At 36.5% G+C, this 21,859-nt stretch carries 21 protein-coding genes and 1 pseudogene; 11 read left to right on the top strand and 11 right to left on the bottom strand.

Annotated features, from left to right (window positions below):
- From IQ237_RS22120 to IQ237_RS22135, 4 genes and pseudogenes are all read left to right on the top strand, one after another.
- Positions 1-366 (top strand): annotated as a pseudogene (locus IQ237_RS22120) (IS1634 family transposase); the annotation flags it as partial.
- 190 nt (positions 367-556) lie between these two features.
- Positions 557-3,076: a GTPase gene (locus tag IQ237_RS22125; RefSeq protein WP_194059085.1), complete on the top strand. Its 2,520-nt coding sequence runs from the start codon at positions 557-559 to the stop codon at positions 3,074-3,076.
- A gap of 13 nt (positions 3,077-3,089) precedes the next feature.
- A complete protein-coding gene (locus tag IQ237_RS22130) occupies positions 3,090-4,823 on the top strand; it encodes a GTPase (protein ID WP_194059093.1) in 1,734 nt (577 codons plus the stop codon).
- 35 nt (positions 4,824-4,858) lie between these two features.
- Positions 4,859-5,101, top strand: coding sequence for a hypothetical protein (locus tag IQ237_RS22135; protein WP_194059095.1), 243 nt, complete (start codon positions 4,859-4,861; stop codon positions 5,099-5,101).
- A 51-nt stretch (positions 5,102-5,152) separates the two neighbouring features.
- Here the strand turns inward: IQ237_RS22135 and IQ237_RS22140 are convergent, their stop codons facing one another.
- The 8 genes from IQ237_RS22140 to IQ237_RS22175 form a co-directional block, all read right to left on the bottom strand.
- Entirely contained in the window at positions 5,153-5,308 is a 156-nt protein-coding gene (locus tag IQ237_RS22140; RefSeq protein ID WP_194059097.1) for a hypothetical protein, read from the bottom strand.
- A 61-nt stretch (positions 5,309-5,369) separates the two neighbouring features.
- Positions 5,370-6,740: a glucose-6-phosphate dehydrogenase assembly protein OpcA gene (gene opcA, locus IQ237_RS22145; RefSeq protein WP_194059099.1), complete on the bottom strand. Its 1,371-nt coding sequence runs from the start codon at positions 6,738-6,740 to the stop codon at positions 5,370-5,372.
- Positions 6,741-6,986: 246 nt separating this feature from the next.
- Positions 6,987-8,516, bottom strand: a complete 1,530-nt coding sequence (gene zwf / locus IQ237_RS22150; RefSeq protein WP_194059101.1) for a glucose-6-phosphate dehydrogenase — start codon at positions 8,514-8,516, stop codon at positions 6,987-6,989.
- 150 nt (positions 8,517-8,666) lie between these two features.
- A complete protein-coding gene (gene tal, locus IQ237_RS22155; RefSeq protein WP_194059102.1) occupies positions 8,667-9,812 on the bottom strand; it encodes a transaldolase in 1,146 nt (381 codons plus the stop codon).
- Positions 9,813-10,150: 338 nt separating this feature from the next.
- Positions 10,151-11,188 (bottom strand): class 1 fructose-bisphosphatase, encoded by a 1,038-nt coding sequence (fbp, locus tag IQ237_RS22160; RefSeq protein WP_194059103.1) that lies wholly within the window; start codon positions 11,186-11,188, stop codon positions 10,151-10,153.
- A 395-nt stretch (positions 11,189-11,583) separates the two neighbouring features.
- On the bottom strand, positions 11,584-12,006 hold the full coding sequence (locus tag IQ237_RS22165) for a PIN domain-containing protein (protein WP_194059105.1): 423 nt from the start codon (positions 12,004-12,006) through the stop codon (positions 11,584-11,586).
- A gap of 17 nt (positions 12,007-12,023) precedes the next feature.
- Entirely contained in the window at positions 12,024-12,239 is a 216-nt protein-coding gene (locus IQ237_RS22170) for a hypothetical protein (protein WP_194059106.1), read from the bottom strand.
- A 175-nt stretch (positions 12,240-12,414) separates the two neighbouring features.
- On the bottom strand, positions 12,415-12,879 hold the full coding sequence (locus tag IQ237_RS22175) for a DUF29 domain-containing protein (RefSeq protein ID WP_194059107.1): 465 nt from the start codon (positions 12,877-12,879) through the stop codon (positions 12,415-12,417).
- Positions 12,880-12,967: 88 nt separating this feature from the next.
- Here IQ237_RS22175 and IQ237_RS22180 point away from each other — a divergent pair, with 88 nt between their 5' ends.
- From IQ237_RS22180 to gatC, 4 genes are all read left to right on the top strand, one after another.
- A complete protein-coding gene (locus IQ237_RS22180; RefSeq protein WP_194059108.1) occupies positions 12,968-13,267 on the top strand; it encodes a glutaredoxin family protein in 300 nt (99 codons plus the stop codon).
- A 32-nt stretch (positions 13,268-13,299) separates the two neighbouring features.
- Positions 13,300-14,805 (top strand): UDP-N-acetylmuramoyl-L-alanyl-D-glutamate--2,6-diaminopimelate ligase, encoded by a 1,506-nt coding sequence (locus IQ237_RS22185; protein WP_194059109.1) that lies wholly within the window; start codon positions 13,300-13,302, stop codon positions 14,803-14,805.
- A 122-nt stretch (positions 14,806-14,927) separates the two neighbouring features.
- Positions 14,928-15,449 (top strand): photosystem I assembly protein Ycf3, encoded by a 522-nt coding sequence (locus IQ237_RS22190; protein ID WP_137669138.1) that lies wholly within the window; start codon positions 14,928-14,930, stop codon positions 15,447-15,449.
- Between the two features lie 135 nt (positions 15,450-15,584).
- Positions 15,585-15,875, top strand: coding sequence for an Asp-tRNA(Asn)/Glu-tRNA(Gln) amidotransferase subunit GatC (gene gatC, locus IQ237_RS22195; RefSeq protein WP_194059111.1), 291 nt, complete (start codon positions 15,585-15,587; stop codon positions 15,873-15,875).
- Positions 15,876-16,201: 326 nt separating this feature from the next.
- Here the strand turns inward: gatC and IQ237_RS22200 are convergent, their stop codons facing one another.
- The gene (locus tag IQ237_RS22200) at positions 16,202-16,363 is read right to left on the bottom strand and encodes a hypothetical protein (protein ID WP_187041607.1); all 162 of its coding nucleotides are present in this window, start codon (positions 16,361-16,363) and stop codon (positions 16,202-16,204) included.
- Between the two features lie 99 nt (positions 16,364-16,462).
- Between IQ237_RS22200 and IQ237_RS22205 the strand changes: the two genes are divergently transcribed.
- From IQ237_RS22205 to dprA, 3 genes are all read left to right on the top strand, one after another.
- Entirely contained in the window at positions 16,463-17,260 is a 798-nt protein-coding gene (locus IQ237_RS22205) for an S-adenosyl-l-methionine hydroxide adenosyltransferase family protein (protein ID WP_194059112.1), read from the top strand.
- Between the two features lie 513 nt (positions 17,261-17,773).
- On the top strand, positions 17,774-18,445 hold the full coding sequence (locus tag IQ237_RS22210; protein WP_194059114.1) for a DUF2301 domain-containing membrane protein: 672 nt from the start codon (positions 17,774-17,776) through the stop codon (positions 18,443-18,445).
- Between the two features lie 46 nt (positions 18,446-18,491).
- The gene (dprA, locus tag IQ237_RS22215) at positions 18,492-19,640 is read left to right on the top strand and encodes a DNA-processing protein DprA (RefSeq protein ID WP_194059118.1); all 1,149 of its coding nucleotides are present in this window, start codon (positions 18,492-18,494) and stop codon (positions 19,638-19,640) included.
- A gap of 64 nt (positions 19,641-19,704) precedes the next feature.
- On the opposite strand, the gene psb28 is transcribed toward dprA, so the two are convergent.
- On the bottom strand, positions 19,705-20,073 hold the full coding sequence (gene psb28, locus IQ237_RS22220) for a photosystem II reaction center protein Psb28 (protein WP_194059119.1): 369 nt from the start codon (positions 20,071-20,073) through the stop codon (positions 19,705-19,707).
- 103 nt (positions 20,074-20,176) lie between these two features.
- Positions 20,177-21,790, bottom strand: coding sequence for a serine hydrolase (locus IQ237_RS22225; protein WP_194059121.1), 1,614 nt, complete (start codon positions 21,788-21,790; stop codon positions 20,177-20,179).
- Between the last annotated feature and the right edge of the window lie 69 nt (positions 21,791-21,859).

Below are 21,859 nucleotides of genomic sequence, written 5' to 3' on the forward strand. Positions count from 1 at the left end.
TTAATTTCAACAATCCCCGAATCAGAATTTATTGATAGTACAATACCAGGATATAAATTAGCATCAAAAACCGAAAATTATGCCGGAATAGAACAAAGATGGTTAGTAGTGCAAAGTCAAGAAAGAAAAGAATCAGACCTGCGTAAGCTCACCCAAAAAATTACCAAGGCAGAATTAAAAGCTGTGCAAGATTTGAAAAAGTTATCACAAGAAGAATTTGCTTGTGAGGCTGATGCTATCAAGGCATTATCGAAATTATCAAAACAGTTCAAATATCACCAAATTAACGAAAGTAAGGTTACTCAAGTCAAATCTAGCAAAAAAGATTCTTCAGAAGAAATTAATTTTGATTTTTTATCTCCGTAATTTCCCTTTGTGACAGTTTGGGGTGCGGAATGTGGGTTACATATTATTTGCTTCTCATTGTGATTTAATTAAAGTAATGTTGTAAATACACAGGTTGAGTATCTGCACAGTCTCAGCCATTAAAAAGCTGTTTTTAAACTAGATACGTAATAAATTATTATACTCAGTCCACAATCATAGAGAATGATGTATGTTTTCAAGCAATCAACAACTAAATTATCAATTCCTCCTGATAACACATATAGTTTGTGCAGATCAGCAGATCCACTCAGAAGAAGCTCAAGCTTTGCGTGACTTAGCTCAAGCAGCAAATATTGAAGAAAACACTTTACTAGAGATGGAAAAGATTTTATCTCAAGAAGATAAATATCTTTCTCTAGAATTGATTGCGGGTAAAATTCCTCATGGTCAGCAAACCGAGACAATGCGACAATTATTAACAATGGCGCATATTGATGGTTATTTTGCACCTTTAGAAAGAGAAATGATCTATAAAATAGGTCAAGTTTGGCATTGGTCAAAAAATGAGATAGATAAAATAATTCAAGAAGCGAAAAGTAAACAAACACAAAAAAATTATAAAAATAATGAAGATGAAGAATTATCTTTAGCTGCTAAGTTTTTGGAAAATGAATATAAATCAGGTTTATCACGTGCCATCATTAATTTAGTTGTCAAGATTTCTCCTGATGCTATTAAAGAAACAGTATCAAAATTAGAACGAGAAATATTAATCAAAGGACCAGAGTATGATAAAGCCATAGAACATTGTAGTAAAATCGCCAAAGAAGATTATGATTTTGCTTTTAATGCACTTGCTCAAGTTGATAAAGCACTAAAAACTTTAGCCAGAAATCTGGAAAATACTATTAAGCAAATAGAAAATAGGACAAATAGTAAAGGTCAAGCTAATACGGCGAAAGAAGTAGCTCAACAACTAGATTATAGTAGAAAAGCATTAAGAGAAGATATTATTAAAGAATTATTACTTGTTCGTGAATCTCTATACTCCAAACAGCGAGCATTAAATCATTTTAGTATTGCTTTTATGGGCAGAACCAAAGCCGGAAAAAGCACATTACACGCTATTATTACTAGAGAAGGTTGGGATGCTATTGGTGTTGGAACACAAAGAACCACTCGTTTAAATAGGGTTTATGAATGGAAAAATATCCGCATTATTGATACTCCTGGTATTGGCGCACCTGGGGGTAAAAGTGATGAAGAAATAGCGAAAAGTATAGTTGATGAATCAGATGTAATTTGTTATGTCGTTACTAACGATAGTATCCAAGAGACAGAGTTTCAATTTATGAAACTGTTGAAAGAGAAAACCAAACCATTAATTATTTTACTCAATGTTAAACATAATTTGCGTGAAAGTCGGCGTTTAGAGCATTTCTTGAAAAATCCTAATAAGCTATTTGAAATGGAAGGTAATAGCGGGATTGGTGGACATTTTGAGCGCATTCATCGCTATGCAAAACAACAATATGCAAATGATTACTTCTCAATTGTTCCTGTAATGTTGCTTGCTGCTCAAATGAATAATGAGCCAGAACATCAAGAAATTAAAGAAAAACTATTTAAGGCTAGTAGAATACAAGATTTTCTAGATTCTATTCGGGAATCATTAGTTAAATATGGTGCAATTAGAAGATCACAAACTTTATTAGGTTCTACGGTGGGAGCTATTGATTCACCTTATCAATGGGTAAATGAACAAATTAACATTTATGAACAGTTAATACAAACCCTAAAAAATAAACGGGAGGAAATCAAGAGAAAAATTAAAAAAGCTGAAGACGATACTTATAGAAGTTTAAAATTAGAAATAGACTCAATTTTTAATAGTGCTATTAATAGTATTCAACCCTTTGCAGAACAACATTGGAAGGATAATCAAGAAAGTTTGAATGCTGGTTGGCAAAATAAGTTAAAAGAAATTAGATTTCAAGAACGGATTCAATCAGCTTATGAAGATGCAGGGAAAAAGTTTAATACAGAAGTTCAAGAAGTAATTGCTGAAGTAGGTACAGAATTAGAATTAATGGCTCAACTTAATGTTGGCAAAGACTTTAAACTGAAAGAAAATCATAAAAAACCTTTTTGGACTAATCCAGGATTTATTACTGGTGTTATTTCTGGAGTAGTTGCACTATTGATTTTTTTACCTGGAGGAATTCCTGTTACTCTACCTTTCATTGCTACAGCTATTGGTGCAGCTATTGCTAGTATTACTTCTTGGTTTAAATCTGAGGATCAAAAGCGGCGTGAAGCAGTGGCAAAAATAAGCTCATCTTTAAGAGAAGAATTAAATAAAAATAAAGATAAAGTTAACTCTGACTTAAAGAAAAGTTTTACAAACTACTGCGATTTTGCTACTACAAATATTATACAATACTTTGATGAATTGATAGGAGGTTTAGAAGCAATCAACCAAAATCTCAAAACGGCAAATAATCAAATAAATCTTGCTAATAATTATCTGAATCAAGCCTATGCTAAAAGAATCATAGATTGGAGTGTTGACAAATATGAACAGTTAACGGAGGAAGGAATCAAAAATACAATTTCTCAAGTTGATCGTCAATTTGGGCGTACACTCACAATTCATACGAAACTAGAGTTAGATATTCGTAAATCTCAATCTGATATTCAAGCAATATTACAAGAAGATATTGTGATTAAATTTCCAGTTAATAATTAAGGAGCTAACTATTATGTTACCAGGACAAAGAAAAATCCAAGCTACTGAAGTTGTCAATCATCTTAACAATTGCTATAAAAACCTGAATCAATTACTATTACAAGGTGATAATCAAGAATTACTGCAAATTCGCCAAAAAATGATTAACGAATTAGAAGATTATCGCAAAGATGGTATTTTATCAGTTGCTTTTGTGGGTCAATATAGTGCAGGTAAATCTACAATAATTTCCGCTATTACTGGTAAACGGGATATTAAAATAGATGCGGATATAGCGACTGATGCAACCAGTAATTATTATTGGGAAGGAATTAATTTAATTGATACTCCTGGACTTTTTACAGAGCGTAAAGATCATGATTATAAAACTTATAACGCTATTCATAAAGCTGATTTATTAGTTTTTTGTTTGACATCAATGTTGTTTGATTCCATAACAATAGAGAACTTTAAAAAATTAGCTTATGAAAAAGGTTATCGCTGGAAAATGATGTTAGTTGTTAATAAAATGTCTGATGAAGCAGGAGATGATGAACAAAAAATAATTAATTACCGTAAAAGTTTAGCAGAAGCATTAAAACCTTATAAAATAGATGAATTTTCTCTCTGTTTTATTGATGCTAAAGATTATTGTGAAGGTATAGATACAGACGATGATTTTTTAATTGAAATTAGCAGATTCGATAGTTTTACTGATTCTTTAAATAATTTTGTTGATAGTCGTCGTTCTCTCGCTCGTTTAGATACACCAGTGAGAATAGTTTTGAGTGGAATTAATGACGCACAAATTTGTATTAGTCGTGATAATAATGAAGATACAGCATTTTTTGAAATTCTCAAACGGTTATCTCGTACAGTAAACCAAGAACGAGAAAGACTGAGAAATAAAGTCAAAAATATTGCTTTAAACTTATGTTTAGCAGTTACCAATGAAGGAACAATACTAGCTTCAGCATTGGGAGATGGAAACTCTGAAATTTGCAAGGAACAAACAGAAATTAATGTACGTACTCACTATGAAAAAGCTACTAATGATATGGAATATTGTATAAATGATGCTTTTTATTCTATTCAGAAAGAAATAGAAAGTGTTTTTAATAGTGATTTAGTCAAGACTTTTGTTAATAGATTGCAGTTTCAATATGAAATTTATGCAGAAAATTCCGATGCTGGTATAGATTTGAAGAAGATAGTTAACCAAATTAAAGAATTATCAAAAATTGGTGAAAAAATAGGTATAAACTCATTCAGGAATAATTGGACAAATACCTATCAAGGAGAGGGATTTTTACGTTCTATTGATGTTGCAGGTAGTCAGCTACATCATGCTGTACGTTCAGTGGGAGAGTCTTTAGGCTATAATTTTCGACCTTGGGAAGCGGTTAATTTGGCTAAAGATATTGGCAACTCTTTTATGATTATTGGTAATGTTGTAGCAGGACTAGGAGTATTATCAGAAATTTATCAATTATATGCTGAGAAAAAATTATCTGATGCCCGTTTAAATATTACCAGCCAATTTATCAAAATGGGGGAAAGTTTAAAAGAGCAAATAAATGAACAACTTGCAGAAATTGAAATCAAACTGTATGGAGAAATTGAAAATCAAATTGCCGAAGCTAGAAGGAAACAAGAGGAGTCCATAACATCTGCTAATAAAGGGATGCAACAACTCACACAGATTAGAAATGAATTAGAATCTATTTTGCAAAAAATTACAAAAGCGTCAACAAAATTAGTAGGATGAACTAAAAATAATCTGTATTTTTGAAGGACACCCAGATGAGTGACACAACACTTTCCATATCAATCACAGAACTAATCCCCATGCTAACAGCCATAGCAGAACGCAACTGGGAAAAATTTCAAGAAATCGAGAAACAATTTGTTTCACGACACGGCATAGAAGCATGGGAAGAATTTTTCGCCTTTCGACTCAAACCAGCATTAGACAAAGACTCAGATCGCTGGCTATTAGTGCAGTGGTGCAGTGAAGGAATTGTATCCATAAAAAACGTGGCTTAACTTCTCAAACGAGAAAATCAACAGCAACTTTTAGATACTTGCACCACACCCTTAAACTTCCCTTACTTCCTTTGCGCCTTTGCGCCTTTGCGTGAGACTTAAAAAAGTGGTGCATCTCTCTAAAAAACCCTCTTCTTCTCTTCTTCCTTCGTGTTCTTCGTGCCTTCGTGGTTTATTAAATCCTGTAAATCCTAAAATCCTGGACATCCTGATTCAGACAAAAAAAATCCCCGACATCTTCAAGATATCGAGGATCTAAAAACACAAACTAACCCAACTTAATAGTTTTCGTAATCACCGATAAACTTTCCTCAAACAAAGCCTCACGCCCCCAACGTTGTACCTGCTGACTTAACAAAAACTCCGGTTTTTGTTCAGCAAGAGAACTAACTTGTTGAAATAAACCAGCAGATTGAGCGCCACCTTGAGTTTCCATCCGCATACAACCGCCGGTTTCAGAACAAATTACCGTACCACAATTAGCTTGAGTATTAGTAGAACTCAAACGCAAAGCAATCAAATCACCAACAATTTCCCCAATATCAGCAACAGGAACACCTGCTAACTCTGCCTCAATTTGTCTTTGATCTTTCGACACAAAAACAATATTGGTAATATCATAATCACCAAATTCTTTTTTGTAAGAAACAGGTTGCCATTCCAAGCGACTCGCTAACCAACCCAAAAATAATAAAGCTTGGGCAGCATTGCCTTTTTCATAATCAATATTTACCCGATCAACTTCCCTCAAACCTGCACGACGTTGGGGCGCATCATAAGCTTCGGCCGTTAATTCTTGCCATGCAGATAAACGTCGCCAATTTAAATCAGCTAAAGGAACTCCTGTATCTGCCAAATCTTGTAAAGTTAATAAATCACTTTCAGGAGCATTAAAATTACAAGAATCAACAATTACATTATTACAAACTGCCGCCAATCTCTTAAACAAAGGATTTTGAGAATCAGGAGTAGCTTTCCACCATAAAAACTTAGGCAAACCACCAATTAACAAAGCGGGAATCATCCCCCCAATACGTTCTAAAGCCGCAGCAGTACCAGTTAAGGTAATGTATTCACAACAAATTAATGTACTAGAAGACTGCTTTTGAATAGGACAATAGGCAGAAACCTGCGCCTTTACACCCTCATCTTCCCCCGCGATCGGACATAAAGCAATAATCCGGCAAGGGTTACGCAAAGCAATTTCATCAGCAATAGTGGGACTGGTGGGACTATAAGTGTAACCCATCGCAGCACCATGACTATCACCATGTTCCCCACTGTGCTGAAGTTTAAAATATTCTTCCCGTAAAACCTTGATGGTTTCCGGTGTGGGAGTACCAGTTTCTAGGAGTCCGTGTTTTTTCTGTAATTCCCGGAGTGAAGTTTGGGTTTGGGGTCCCAAAATCCCATCAATAGGACCGTTATAAACACCAATAGCGGCTAACAAATACTGGGTTTCTTCTGGTTCATAAACCACCAGAGTAAATGTTGCAGCACGGGTAGCCGCAGGTAAACCGCCTTCTTCCCCTTGAATACCGTAACTTTGCCAAATTTGACTGAGTTCGTTTTCAATATCAGTCAAACAAACATCTTTAGGGGCTTGGAGAGAATAAATTGTAGAAGCTTCAGTAGCCATAATTTTGGATTTTAGATTTTGGATTTTGGATTTTGGATTTTAGATAAATCCTGGAAATCCTGGAGAATTTTAGGTTTTGAATTTGGGATTTTAGATTTTAGATGAATCATAGAAATTCTGATTCAAACTATTTCGGATTAATGATTGAATAATGAGTGTTAGTTATTTGGTAATTTTGATTTTTTTAATTACCAAGTCCTAATCATCAATCACCAATCCAAAATCTAAAATCTAAAATCTAAAATTCTAGAGTCTGCGCCAACGGCGGCCGTCTTGGTTGATTAATAATTCAGCTTCTGCTGGTTCCCAAGTACCCGCTTCATACTGAGGAACAGTGGCGGGATCTGCGGGTAAGTCCCAAACAGACAGCGCAGGTGTAACTACACGCCAAGCAGCTTCTACTTCGTCAGATCGGGTAAATAATGTTTGGTCGCCCATCATACAATCTAAAAACAGGCGATCATAGGCATCAGATGTAGCTTCAATCCCAAATGAACCATAAGTAAAGTCCATATCCACAGAACGGGTACGGAAGTCACCACCGGGCATTTTTACATCAAAACGGAGCGAAATACCTTCATTTGGTTGTATCCGCATGGTTAAAATATTGGCGTTTGCTTGTAATGCGGCAGAGGGGAACATTCTCGAAGGTACTTCCCGGAAATGGATGGAAATTTCACTCACTTTTTTCGGCATCCGTTTACCAGTCCGCAGATAGAAAGGTACACCTTGCCAACGCCAGTTATCCACCACAAATTTCATTGCTACATAAGTGGGTGTGGTGGAATTGGGATCAACTCCCGGTTCTTCTCGATATCCAGGAACTTTTTCTCCTTTCATCCAACCGGCGCTATATTGTCCGCGAATGGCAGAACGGGAAAGGTTATTGACATCTGCTAAACGAGTGGCTTGTAATACTTTCACCTTTTCTGTACGGATACTGTCAGCATCCATCGCGTTAGGTGCTTCCATTGCGGTTAAACAATACAACTGCATGAGGTGGTTTTGCAGCATATCCCGCAACGCCCCGGCACTTTCATAATATCCGGCTCTGTCTTCTACACCGACTGTTTCAGCGACGGTGATTTGTACATGATCCACAAATTGCCGATTCCATAATGGCTCAAAAATGGCATTGGCAAAACGGAACACTAACAGGTTTTGGACTGTTTCTTTACCCAGATAGTGGTCAATGCGGTAAACTTGGTTTTCTTTACAAACCTTCTGGACTACTTGGTTGAGACTTTGCGCCGATGCTAAATCACGCCCAAAGGGTTTTTCAATAACGAGACGGTGTTTGTAGGGATCTTCTAACATTCCCGCCGAACCTAGCTGTTTAATAGCTTCGGGGAAGAAGTTGGGAGCAACAGAAAGGTAAAACATCCGATTTCCCCGTGTTCCCCGTTGGGGGTCGAGTTCAGCGAGGAAGTTTTTCAGTTTTTGGTAACTTTCAGGGTTGTCAATGTCACCGGAACAGTAAAATAAACCTTTAGAAAAATCTTGCCAGAGTTCTCCCAGTTCGACTTTGCTGTGAGCTTCCCGCATTCCTTTTTCCATCTGTTCCCGGAAATAATCATGAGTCCAGTCACGACGGGCAACACCCACAATGGTGGTTTCTGGGGGAATGCGTCTTTCCCGACGGAGTTTAAATAATGCAGGTACGAGTTTACGCCAGGTTAAATCCCCTGACGCGCCAAAGATAACAATAATTTGGGGTTCGGCCATCCCCTGTTGTTGTAAACCAACCCGCAAGGGATTTTCTAACAGACTGACCATAAGGATTTTGGATTTTAGATTTTGGATTTTAGATTAGGGGACAGGTGACAGGTGACAGGTGACAGGTGACAGGTGATTATTGAATTATCTATCAACCTCCCCTGCTTCCCCTGCTCTCTTCCCTGTTCCCTGTTCCCTGTTCCCTGTTCCCTATACTGGTGACAATACCTTGAGTTTCTCTTCTAAAGAGTTCATTAGGGACTGGAAGGGCTGAACAAATTTGTCGATACCCTCTACAAGTAGTTCTGACATCACTGCATCGAGATTGATGTTGATGTCAGGATCTTTTAAGCTTTCGATGAGGTTTTGAGCTTCTGCAACTCCTGTTTCTAAACTGTCACTCACATGACAATGATCAGCACAGGCTTTAATAGTCCCTGGTGGTAGAGTGTTTACTGTGTCATGTCCGATTAATTCGTTAACATACATGACATCGCTGTAGCTGGGGTCTTTGGTGCTGGTACTTGCCCAGAGGAGACGTTGCACTTTTGCCCCTTTAGCGGCTAATGCTTGCCACCTATCACTGGCAATTATATTTTGATATTCTTGATAGGCGATTTTTGCATTGGCGATCGCAATTTTTCCTCTTACAGCCCTAAGTTTTGCCTCAAAGGTAATATCATCAACGCCTTTCTGTAATTTGCTATCAATCTTAGCATCAATGTTGGTATCAATCCGACTCAAGAAAAAGCTGGCTACTGAAGCAATTTTACTAATGTCCTGACCTTCATTTACCCGTTTTTCTAAACCCCGAATATAAGCCCAAGCTGCATTTACATAGCTTTCTACTGCAAATAACAGGGTAATGTTAACGTTAATTCCTGCGGCTATTGTCGCCTCTACAGCAGGTAAACCAGCTTCAGTTCCCGGAATTTTAATCATCACATTTTCCCGCCCAATTTCTTGGAAATAGCGCCGGGCTTCATCTATTGTAGCTTGGGTATCATGGGCGATGGTTGGTGGGACTTCAATACTCACATAACCATCAACTCCATTAGTGGCATCATACACAGAGCGCAAAATATCACAAGCATTGCGGATATCTGCAAAAACCAGAGACTCATAAATTTTGTATGTGGGTAAACTTGCCCGTATTCCTGCTTCAATATCAGCATCATAAATGGCATTACCAGTAATTGCTTTTTCAAAAATGGCTGGGTTGGAGGTAATACCAGAGATTCCTTGATTTTCTACTAGGTTTTGCAGTTCCCCTGATTGAATAATGTCACGGCTTAAATTATCCATCCAGATGCTTTGTCCGTGGTTTTTGATCTCTAATAAATGATTGGTTGCCATAACTATTTTTTAACTCCTGTTAACATTGTTTTTTGTGAAGTTAAAAATTTTAATCATCCTCTTTTCTTGGTGTAGAAATGCCAATTTTTATGAATGAACCGCAAAGTACGCAAAGTATGCGTTTACCGAAGGTGTTCCCGAAGGGTAGGAAGAGGGAAGAAAAGAGGAAGAAAAGAATTTATCAATCAAATAATTCGGCGTTTCTTGACCAGGAAATGGTTTAATTGAGTGTATTTTTCACTTCACATCCAAACATTGCTAGTCCTACATTCCAATCCCAGAGTGCCAATGTTTAGCTTCGATTACTGGCCATAATAAATGCTTTTGCTGGATTTTGGCTACTGACCTTTTTGAATAAATGACTCGACTTTAGCTACATCCTGTTGACTACCAATAATTAATGGTGTGCGTTGGTGTAGTTTGGTTGGTACTACATCTAAAATATCCTTTGTTCCAGTAGTAGCAAGTCCTCCAGCTTGTTCTATCAAATATGCTAAAGGTGCAGTTTCATACAGTAGTCGTAGCTTACCTTCTGGTTTTTGTAATGTACCAGGATAGAGAAATACACCACCCTGAACTAAAATTCTGTGAATATCGCTCACCATCGCCCCACTATAACGGGCAGTGTAACCTTCTGTACGATGAACATAACGAATATACTCTCTAAAGGATTCTTCCCACTGCCAGAAATTTCCTTCATTAACACTATAAACAGCACCATGTTCAGGAATTTTGACGTTTTCTTCTGTGAGAATAAATTCTCCTAAACTGGGATCAAGGGTAAAGAAATGTACACCTTTACCAATACTGTAAACTAGCATGGTACTTGGTCCATAAAGAATATAACCTGCTGCTAGTTGTTTCCTTCCGTTAGCGAGTAAGTCTTTAGCTTCACCATCTAAGTCTGTTCCTTCCTGTTGACGGATGGAAAAAATCGAACCTAAGCTTAAATTAATATCTGTATTAGATGAACCGTCAATGGGATCATATAATAGGGTGTAACGTCCAATGGGGCAATTTTCAGGGATGTAATAGGGTTTTTCCATTTCTTCGGAAGCTAGGCGACAAACTAAGCCACTTTGCTTAAATACGGAAATAAACACCTCATTTGCATAGACATCCATCTTTTTTACAGATTCACCTTGGACATTCACTTCTCCAGTGAAACCCAGAACATCTTCCATTAAACCTGCACGGGTAAACCGTCGTGCAATCAGTTTACCAGCTAAGGCGATGCGATTCATTAACGCACTTAAATCCTGGGCATCGGGTCCAAAACTCTGAAGTTGCTGAAGAACATGACGGGATAAGGTTGTACAATCTCTGTCTAGAGTTTTATCTGTTGATAATTCTGAAGGTGCTGTTAGTTGAGTCATTTTAGTTACTTCCTGGGATTTTGCTGTGAGGCCATGTTTATCTATAGCGATTTTTAGCCACTACTTCTATCTTAGGAAATGAGAAATTAAAAATTAAAAATTAAAAATTAAAATTTCTCGTTCCCAGTCTCAGACTGGGAATGCTGTCATTGAGTCTCTGACTCACAACGATAATATTGATGATTTTTGTCTGAATCAGGATTTTCAGGATTTGAGGATTTTCAGGATGTGGTATTTTGTCTGAATCAGGATTTCCAGGATGTAAGGATTTTCAGGATGTAATTTACCAATTACCAATTACCAATTACCAATTACCAATTACCAATTAACTATTTTGTCTGAATCAGGATATCCAGGATTTGAGGATTTTCAGGATGTGATTTTTCAATTCTGGTTTATTCTCTCCAATTATCTATTTGTAAAGGATAACCTAATAATTGAATTTTTTGATAATGTTTGGTATTTCCTGTAACTAAAATTAAATTATTTTCTATCGCAATAGAGGCAATTAATACATCTGCTAATCCTATAGGTTGTCCAGTTTTTTCTAAATCTGCATAAATCAATCCAGATAATTCTGCACTTTTTTGTTCTAAAGATAAGATTTCCATTTGTGGTAAATCTATTAAAAATTCTTGAATCCTGTCATTACGGTTTAATTTTCTCCATCCTTTGATAACTTCTGCAACTGTAATTACAGAAATAGTGTATTGTTTAAATATAGCTTTATAGGCAATGGCTCTAGTTATGACTTGGCTATTTTTACCCTTGCGAATTTCTGAAAGGATATCTGTGTCAATTAAAGATTTATTTTTCACTTTCCAGACAATATTTTTTATGCTCTATTTTGTAACATATCTTCAATCATTTGATCAACTAATTCTGCATCCTCCGACCATTTACCAATGAATGAATCATTGAGAATTTCCGGTTGTGTTAATTGCTCAATCATTGCTTTAATGAGATCGGAAAGTTGACAATGATGAGTTTGGGTTAGCTGTTGTATTTTGTCATACGTTTCTTGATCAAGTTCTATTTCTATTTTTTTCATAATTGTTACTTTTTTACTTTTTAAATTGAGACTATATCCTATTATAGCATATCTATTTTAACCTCACCTTTAAATAACGCTTATGTAGTTACCAAATTTTTTATAACTAAAATTTAGGTAAAGACTATTGAAATGTTAAACAATAGTCGTATTTTAAAAACTTGGTATCTAAGAATTATGGTAAATAATCTGGATTAAGAACATCCATAACAGAAAAAGGAGGATTTTCAGGAAATAAATTAGGAGACAATTTATATCTTTTCAGAATATATTGCCTAGCTTTTTGATAACATTCTTCAAAAATATCATCAAGCATATTTCTTAAACTCGGACTATCTTCCAGAGTTAATTCTATTTGTAATCTTTGTTCCGCAACTGTATTTCTCCATCCTCTAGCATTATTTTCTTTTTCTAAATGCCAATATTCCAGTTTTAATAAATGTTCAATTAATGTGATTAATCGGCTTTTTAATTCCTTTTTCTCGCTTCTACCCATGCTGTTGATTTCTTCTATTAAATTTTTAAGGTCTAATTCATCAAATTTGTTGTTTTCTAATAAATTGGCTGTGGTTTGTAGCCAAAGATAAAAATCTTGTTCATACAAATTTTTTGATTCGTTTTCTATTTTTACTTTTTCCATATTTAGTTACTATTTAAATAGAGATTTTCTGTTATTATACCACAGTTAGCACACCTGCCTCTACAATCATTAAAGAACTACTGACATCATGAAAATCATCCTCTACAGTAAACCCGGTTGCCATCTCTGTGAAGGTTTACAAGAAAAGCTAGAACAAATCACGAGTATTTCTTTTAATTTGGAAATACGCGATATTACGACTCGTGAAGATTGGTTTGCTGCTTATCAGTATGAAATTCCGGTTTTGTTTTTATCGAACCACAGAGGCACAGAGGACACAGAGGTGTTACAGTCTATACCCCGTCCTTCTCCACGCGCAAATGTTCGGCAGTTGGAACAATTGCTTTTAAAATATATTCCCAGTATGGAAAATAATAATGCAGAATAGGCGCAAGGTTAGCTTGTGGCGAGGTGCGATATATGAATTTACGGGAATTATTGGCGGTTGTTGATGGTTTAGAATGTCCTCAGTCTGCTGATGTGGAAGTTCAGGGGATCAAAACTAACTCCCATGCTTGCGGTGTGGGAGATTTGTTTATCGGGATGCCAGGTACTAGAGTAGATGGGGGTGAGTTTTGGGAGAGTGCTTTAGCTGCTGGTGCTGTTGCTGCTATTGTTTCATCTGAGGCGATCGCCAAATATCCACCTAAACAATCGGAAATGGTAATCAGTGCCAGTAATATGAATAAGGTCTGCGCTGAAATTTCTGCGGCTTTTTATGGTTATCCTGGACAAAAGCTCAAAATGGTGGGCGTTACCGGCACGAACGGTAAAACCACAACTACCCACCTAATTGAATATTTTCTCACAAAAGCCAATTTGGCGACGGCTTTATTAGGAACTCTTTACACTCGTTGGCCTGGTTTTTCCCAAACTGCGGCTTTTACTACTCCTTTTGCGGTAGACTTACAACACAATCTAGCCCAAGCGGTTGATGCTGGGTGTGAGTTTGGGGTGATGGAAGTTAGTTCTCACGCTTTAGCACAGGATCGGGTTTTTGGTTGTGCTTTTGAAGTCGCTGTTTTTAGCAATCTCACCCAAGATCATCTTGACTATCACAAGGATATGGAGGATTATTTTGGGGCTAAGGCTTTGTTATTTAGTCCTGATTATCTCCAAGGTAGAGCAATTATTAATGCTGACGATGAATATGGTAAGCGTTTAATTGCTGGTTTAGGAAAAGAACGGGTTTGGACTTATAGCGTTAATGATAATACTGCTGATTTGTGGATGAGTGGTTTAAATTATCAGCCAACAGGTGTTAGCGGGATTTTACATACTCCTAAAGGTGATGTCGCTTTTAGTTCTCCTTTGGTGGGACAATATAATTTAGAAAATCTTTTAGCTGCTGTGGGTGCGGTTTTACATCTGGGTTTAGATTTACAATTAGTGGCAAAATATATACCAGATTTCCCTGGAGTGCCAGGAAGAATGGAACGGGTACAAATTAGCGATCATCAAGATATTAGCGTGATTGTAGACTATGCACATACTCCTGACAGTTTAGAAAATTTACTGAAAGCAGCACGCCCGTTTATACCAGGAAGAATGATTTGTGTGTTTGGTTGTGGAGGAGATAGAGACAGGACAAAACGCCCGAAAATGGGGAAAATTGCCGCAGAATTAGCTGATATTGCGGTAGTAACGTCAGATAATCCCCGCACAGAAAACCCTGATAAGATTTTAGAGGATATTTTGGCTGGTATTACTGATGCTGTGCAACCAGTGGTAATTGGCGATCGCGCTACAGCTATCCGTACTGCTATCCTAGAAGCTCAACCCGGTGATGGTGTATTATTGGCAGGTAAAGGCCACGAAGATTATCAAATTTTGGGTACTGAAAAAATCCATTTTGATGACAGAGAACAAGCACGGGAAGCGTTACAGGAAAGAGGAGTCAGGAGTCAGGAAAATTTTAGATTTTAGATTTTAGATTTTAGATTGGATTGATGAAATACAATCCAAAATCCAAAATCCAAAATCCAAAATAGAATCACCAATCACCAAAAATCAGCTAGATTAACTTATAGGATAAGAAAGGGGCAAATATGCCAAGAACACAGAAAAACGATAACTTTGTTGACAAGTCTTTTACCGTTATGGCAGATATTATTCTCAAAATACTGCCAACTAACAAAAAAGCGAAGGAAGCATTTGTATATTACCGTGATGGTATGTCAGCACAAGCTGAAGGTGAATATGCTGAAGCTTTAGAATATTATGAAGAAGCTTTATCTTTAGAAGAAGACTCTAACGATAAGAGTTTTATTCTCTATAATATGGGTTTGATTTATGCTAGTAATGGCGATCATGAAAAAGCTTTAGAATTTTATCATCAAGCAATTGAATTAAACCCTCGTCTACCCCAGGCTTTAAATAATATCGCTGTAATTTATCACTACAAAGGTGAAAAAGCTAAAGAAGAGGGTGATAATGACGCTGGTGAAGCGTTGTTTGATCAAGCTGCGGATTATTGGATTAGAGCGATTCGTCTAGCTCCTAATAATTATATTGAAGCACAAAACTGGTTAAAAACTACCGGGCGATCGCAAATTGACGTATTCTTTTAATTTGGTAATTGGTGATTGGTGATTGGTGACTGGTGACTGGTGATTGGGTAAAATTTAACCGATGACTAATAACTAATAACCAATAACTAATAACCAACAACTAATGACTAATGACTAATGACTAATGACTAAATTATGATAGATCGTGAACAAGTCCATAAAGTTGCTAACCTCGCTCGGTTAGAATTGACACCAGAGGAAGAAACGCAATTTTCCACTCAACTTAGTGATATTCTGGAATATATCGAGCAACTGAGCGAGCTTGATGTTGCTGATGTACCTCCCACAACCAGAGCGATTGATGTTAGTAATATAACAAGAGAAGATAAGTTACAACCCTATCCTGATCGAGAAGCTATTCTCAGCAGCGCACCTAAACAGGAAGGTGATTTTTTCAAAGTTCCTAAAATCCTCAATGCTGATTAAACAACAATTAACAATTGATAATTGACAATTGATAATTGTTTAATTCAAGGTTTAAACCCTGCCCTTTCAAGGAGATAAAACCTAAAAAAATCCGCTTTTTCAATATTCTTCCTCATTGTCAATTGTTCATGGTTAATTGTCGATTATTGAAAAACTACCAAAATTAAACAAATTTTAGGAAGTTTCAGGGGAATTATCTTCCCCTGGTTTTTTGTTTAGTCTTGATTTTACGACCCCATAAAAAAACCTGCTTTCGCAGGTAAACACACAACCAAACTAAAAAGCCTAAAAAATTAACATGAATAAACATCAATATTGAAAATACTTCATTGGTAATAAGCTTGTTCAGCTTCTAACTGACGAATCAAATTTTCATCACCTTGAGATTTTGCCACCTGTAAACGATGTTCAACGCTTTTTTTCATACTTTGTCTGTGTGCTTCTTCAGCTTTTTGAATTGCTTGTAGTCTATTTCTACTCATTGCCATAATTTTTACCTTGATACTCTTGATTTTGATGTCATGTTTTGATAACATAACACATTTTTGTAGTTGTTGTTACAGAAAATTTTTAATAATTGTAAATCTATGAATCAAGCAAAAATCTTGACTTTGTTAAGTGATTTTGGAGATAATGATGTATATGTCGGAGTAATGAAAGGTATAATTTGCCAAGTTAACCCAAATCTAACCTTAATAGATTTAAATCATCAAATTCCACCGCAAAACATCGCCGCAGCTAGATTTTCCTTGATGAATGCTTATCCTTATTTTCCCCAGGGTACGGTACATTTAGCAGTAGTAGATCCGGGGGTGGGTAGTCAAAGGAGAGCGATCGCCCTAAAATTAGATCAAGGTTATCTTGTTGGACCAGATAACGGCATTTTTAGCGGTATAATTGCTGAAAATCCAATAATTGCAGCATTAGAATTAACAAACACTGAATATTGGCGAATATCTCAACCTAGCAGCACCTTTCACGGTAGAGATATTTTCGCACCTGTCGCAGCACATTTAGCAAGTGGTGTATCTCTGCACAAGTTAGGCAGAGAAATCAATCCTGAAACTTTGGTAAAATTAGATATTGCAGAATGTCAAATTATAAATAATGGTGTACAAGGTTGTATTCAATATATAGATCACTTTGGTAATTTAATCAGTAATATTCCTGGTAGGTTTGTAGAGGGTAAAACCTGGTGTGTAGAAGTTCAGGGTTTGCAAATACCAGGATGTGTAACTTACAGTGATGGGGAAGTTGGGGAAGTTTTAGCTTTGGTTGGTAGTCATGGGTGGGTAGAAGTTGCTGTAAATAGCGGTAATGCAGAGATAAAATTGCAAATGAAATATTTAGATAATTTACAAGTCTTGTTTTTGCAAGATTGTTAATTTATACTTAAAGGGTAGTTTCGCGCAAAGGCGCAAAGAAAAACCAAAAATTTAACAATCACATCCTATACATCCTATAATCCTGGATATCCTGATTCAGACAAAAAAACACCTAAAGTCAAGGTAAAGATATTACATTATGACTTATTTATTAGATACTTGTGTTATTTCTGAATATGTAAAAAAACAACCTTGTCAACAAGTTATTAACTGGATAGATACAGTTGTACAAAATGCACCCTTTCTTATCTGTTTGATAATTTTGTACCGTCCTGCAATGATTCTACCGATCATCCGATTCACCCCTCTACCCAGATCATCATATACATATATTAAATCATTGCTAATAGCAATTTTACTGAAAACAGGGAAAAATTCAGATTCTCCAACCCCTCTTAACAAGCATGGTTAAGAGCAATTATGCAAAAATGGGGTTTTTGATGATGTAAAAATTCACAAGATCATAATAGAATAGCTATAGCAGTCAGTTAAAAATATTCTCTATTATTGAATATGACTACACAATCAATATCAACCCCAGAACCTACACCAGAAGTATATCAAGGACAGTTTGGAGAATTTACTATTACTAAGAGCGATCGCATCGGTGTGATCATCTATCGTACCAGTTTAATGATATCAGCAATTAGTTTTGCAATTGGTAGTAATTTAGCTTTATTTTATGCAGATAAACCTTTAGCTATTCAAGCTATTACCCCTCTTTACACTTGTTTTAGTTTAGCCTTGGGAGTGAGTTTATTAACTATTCATATTTATATGAAATTACTACACCAAATTCTACAACTTTTCTGGATAATTGGTAGTATTTCCGCTTTGATTTTCGCACATTTGGATAATCAACCTTTTGCGATTACCATTTACAATCAACCACTAACTTTATTTGGTGTCGGTTTTACTTTTGCAGCATTAACAGGAATATTCTTTAAAGAAGGATTTTGTTTTAATCGTTTAGAAACGAAAATCTTAACTCCCCTTGTTCCCCTTTTATTATTAGGACATTTAGCAGGAATTTTATCAACCCAAGCAGAACAGGTTTTATTAGGAATTTGGGTAATTGCTTTTTTAGTCTTTGCGTTGCGGAAAACAATACAAAATATTCCCGCAGATATTGGTGATAAATCGGTTTTTGATTATTTGAAGAATCAAAGATTAGCAAAGGTTTAAAGATCAGAATATCTCACGCAAAGACGCAAAGGTTGATTTTTTTAAAATGTCTACTATAGAAGAGCGCAAATATTGGTTAGCTTGGTCGCAAATTTCGGGAATTGGTCCAATATTATTACAACGATTACACCAGCATTTTGGTAAATTAGAAAATGCTTGGAAAGCTAGTCCTGCGGAATTACGAAAAATCGAAGGTTTTGGTTTTCAAACTTTAGAAAAAGTTGTACAACAAAGAAGTCGTATAAACCCAGAACAATTACTGATTCAACATCAACAAATAAACCCAAATTTTTGGACACCCGCAGATGCAGAATATCCCCAATTATTAAGAGAAATTCCCACACCTCCAGCAATTTTATATTATCGTGGTGAAGTTGATTTACAAGAAAATTCAGGAAAAAAACCCTTGGTAGGTATAGTGGGAACTCGTAAACCTACAGAATATGGAATAAAATGGACTCGTCAAATTAGCACTGCTTTAGCTAAAAATGGTTTTACTGTGGTTTCGGGAATGGCCGAAGGAATAGACACGGAAAGTCATACCGCTGCAATGAAAGCGGGAGGTAGAACTATAGCGGTTGTGGGAACTGGTGTAGATGTTATTTATCCCTATAAAAACAAAGATTTATATCAACAAATTTTAAAATCTGGGATAGTAATTAGTGAATATCCTGCAAAAACTGCACCCAACCGCACCCATTTCCCTCGTCGAAATCGCATTATTGCTGGTTTAAGTCGTGCAATATTAGTAATGGAAGCGGGAGCAAAATCTGGTGCTTTAATAACTGCAAATTATGCAAATGAATTTTGTCGTGATGTTTACGCTTTACCGGGAAGAGTTGATGATGAACCCTCGCAAGGATGTTTAAAATTAATTAGTCAAGGTGCAGGTTTAATAAATCAACAGTTAAATGAATTATTAATTATGTTGGGTGCTATTCCCCAAATAGATGTAGAAACTCCTCTTTTTAATTCTCTTCCTTTACCTCAACCAACTCAAACTAAATTAGAAACTCCTAAATTAGAACCAGAATTACAACAGGTAATAGATATTTTAGCTGTTGAATCTTTACCTTTTGATTTTATTGTCCAAAAAACAGGTATGGATGCTGGTTTAGTTTCTAGTTCTTTGTTACAGTTAGAATTGATGGGTTTGGTTTCTCAACTTCCCGGAATGAGATATCAGAAATTGTAGGTGACAGTTGACAGGTGACAGGTGACAGAAATAAATCTACCAATTATCAATTATCAATTATCAATTATTTTTCCCCATATTCCATTCCGTTTGCATCAGCATAACGGTGCAAAAAACGCATAATTCGTTCAAAATGATCTTCTCTTTCTACTTCAAATTTACAATCTACCCGTTTTAATTCATCTCCTTCATCACCACCAAAAATAAACTTTGTTCCCGTAGGAGTAACACTAATTTCTCCTTCTTCATCTGTTAATAATAGGGAATTTAAAGACTGTTTTGTAAAACTATTAAAACCGGATAAAGCTTTTAATTGTTCAAATTGCATAACTACAATCAGTTTACCAGTGCGGGTTTCCCGTCGTAAACTCACGTTACTCAGTTCTTCAAATAAACCTGCAAAAAATTGAATTGATGGAAGAGTAGATGTCATAATTAATTGGTGATTGGTAATGGGTAATGGGTAATAGATTAATCTAAAATCTAAAATCTAAAATCTAAAATCTAAAATCCAAAATCTAAAATTCCCCTGACTCCTATCTTGGTGGATAATATTGTGGAGTCATCATAGGAGGTTGATAAGTACCCATCGGTACATTATTAACCATACCATTGGGTGGTATTGGACTCATTACCTGGGGTTGAATGAAAGGTTGAATAAAAGGTTGAACTGGTTGAACTGGTTGAATAAAAGGTTGAACTGGTGGTTGAAAACTTGTTGATGGTGGATTATTTGTAGGAGTGGGGGGTGTGACATTCGTTTGACTAAAGTTTTCGTAAGCAGCTTGAGAAATAGAACGGATCAGTTTTTCCGCAGCAGGATCATTATGAGGACGTTTTACCATGACAGCAGCAATGTAACGCTTACCGGTGGGGATATCAATTAAACCTGCATCTCCTAACATTGTGCCAATATCACCGGTTTTATGATATGCTCTTGCTCCTTCTCCTAACCCAGAAGGTATGAGAGTGTTTCTTTCTGTGCGACGCATGATATCTAACATTAAATCACGCGATCGCATACTGACTAAATTACCTTGATTCACTTTAGCAATTAAATCTGCTAATTCTTTGGGTGATGTGGTGTTTGTACCTTCTAAATCTGGTAAAATATTACGAATGGCTGTAGTTGTTAATCCCCAACTGCGAAAACGCCCATTTAATACTTCCTGGCCTCCCAGTCTGGTAATGAGCATATTTGTGGCAGTATTGTCACTGATAGTCATCATTTTTGTGGCTACATCCAACGCTGTGTATTTACTACCCACAGGTTGAGTGCGTAAATTACCAGAACCTCCTGCCACCATTTCTTTTTCCATAGTCAGCATTTCATCCAAGCGAATTTTTCCCGCATCGACATCTTGGAAAAAAGCTACTAAAATCGGGATTTTGATGGTGCTGGCAGCAGGAAAACTTGTACTAGCATTAATATATACATAATCACCTTTATCTAAATCTACCATGAAAACCCCAGGCGTTAGACTTGGGTTGGCGGTAGCTAGATTTTGTAAAGTAGATTTTAAAGTGGTAATTTCTTGAGCTAAGACTAAACCAGAACCAGATGCTTGGTTATTAGCATGAGATTGGGTGATATTGGTCTGAGATGGGGATGCAGAGGTTGTAGTGATGCGGTAAGCAGGGTCTAATATTGATAATATCGTGCCGACAATTGCACCTAGTCCGATACCAACAATCAATAAACGCAAGGTATACAATACAGCCTTAGCCATTGGCTTTAATCGCGTTTTCCGTGATGATTGCCTGGTTACTTTTAGCTTGCCTTGCTTTTGTACACGCACTGTTTTTAATTTCCCTGTAACCGATTGTGGCATTTTGGTTGACATATTTGCCCTTGGTTTAGGGATGGGTTTAACAGCTGTCGGCATGACTAACCGGCTTGATGGTCTTCGCCCCTCAGTTGTAACATTAGCAGAACTGATAGGATTGTTTAACCTTGTGAGTGCTACAGTTTCGCCTCTGTTTGCACCCTGCTGTTGCTTCCTGGCTTGTTTTTGTCCTGCCTTTTGGGACTGTTTTTGGGCTTGTCCTTGGTCTTGTCTTTGGGCTTGGCTTTGGACAGGACGCGGACGACGACGCTGGGAAGACTGCCGTTTTGAGACAGCTATTAGTTTGTCATTTGATTCTGACACTGCTACTCCTTGTTACCCACTCGACTGTTTTGTTTGTCAAATTTCGACCCAAAACTAACTACATTATGC

Source organism: Sphaerospermopsis sp. LEGE 08334 (assembly GCF_015207205.1).
Taxonomy (GTDB): Bacteria; Cyanobacteriota; Cyanobacteriia; order Cyanobacteriales; family Nostocaceae; genus Sphaerospermopsis.